At 49.0% G+C, this 1035-nt stretch carries 2 tRNA genes and 2 rRNA genes; all 4 read right to left on the bottom strand.

Going from position 1 to position 1035, the window contains the following annotated elements:
* A 23S ribosomal RNA gene (locus tag R9X49_RS23100) occupies positions 1-483 on the bottom strand; the annotation flags it as partial.
* Between the two features lie 211 nt (positions 484-694).
* Positions 695-770 (bottom strand) — tRNA-Ala (locus R9X49_RS23095).
* Positions 771-812: 42 nt separating this feature from the next.
* Positions 813-889 (bottom strand) — tRNA-Ile (locus R9X49_RS23090).
* A gap of 73 nt (positions 890-962) precedes the next feature.
* Positions 963-1035, bottom strand: a 16S ribosomal RNA gene (locus R9X49_RS23085); the annotation flags it as partial.

Raw genomic sequence — 1035 nt, 5'->3', positions numbered from 1 at the left:
TTCTTTTCGCCTTTCCCTCACGGTACTGGTTCACTATCGGTCAGTCAGGAGTATTTAGCCTTGGAGGATGGTCCCCCCATATTCAGACAGGATGTCACGTGTCCCGCCCTACTCATCGAACTCACAACTTGTGCATTTTTGTGTACGGGACTATCACCCTTTACTGTGCGACTTTCCAGACGCTTCCACTAACACACAAACTGATTCAGGTTCTGGGCTCTTCCCCGTTCGCTCGCCGCTACTGGGGGAATCTCGGTTGATTTCTTTTCCTCGGGGTACTGAGATGTTTCAGTTCCCCCGGTTCGCCTCATTACGCTATGTATTCACATAATGATAGTGTGTCGAAACACACTGGGTTTCCCCATTCGGGTATCGTCGGGTATAACGCTTCATATCAGCTTACCGACGCTTATCGCAGATTAGCACGCCCTTCATCGCCTCTGACTGCCTAGGCATCCACCGTGTACGCTTAGTCGCTTAACCTCACAACCCGAAGGTGTCTTTGCTAATTCAAAGCCACTGTCGCGCTGCGATTATTTGAGAGACTCATTGACAGACTGATTCATCACAACCTACCCGAAGGCAGTCATGCATGTTCAGCTGTCATGTTTCAATTTTCAGCTTGTTCCAGATTGTTAAAGAGCAAAATACTTCGCAGCATACTGTTTCCAATACACTCTGAAGTCTTTTTTAATGGTGGAGCTATGCGGGATCGAACCGCAGACCTCCTGCGTGCAAAGCAGGCGCTCTCCCAGCTGAGCTATAGCCCCATCGTTGCTTACAGATACCTTACATACCACTCACGGAAGAGTTGGTAGGCCTGAGTGGACTTGAACCACCGACCTCACCCTTATCAGGGGTGCGCTCTAACCACCTGAGCTACAAGCCTATTAAGGTATTTCTGCTCGTTATTTTCATCAGACAATCTGTGTGAGCACTTCACTCAACGCACATCTTCTTGGTAAGGAGGTGATCCAACCGCAGGTTCCCCTACGGTTACCTTGTTACGACTTCACCCCAGTCATGAATCACAAA

The organism is Pectobacterium carotovorum, from assembly GCF_033898505.1.
GTDB lineage: Bacteria > Pseudomonadota > Gammaproteobacteria > Enterobacterales > Enterobacteriaceae > Pectobacterium > Pectobacterium carotovorum_J.
The sequence above is the reverse complement of the archived record's forward strand: the minus strand, read 5'-3'. Positions and strand labels throughout refer to the sequence as shown.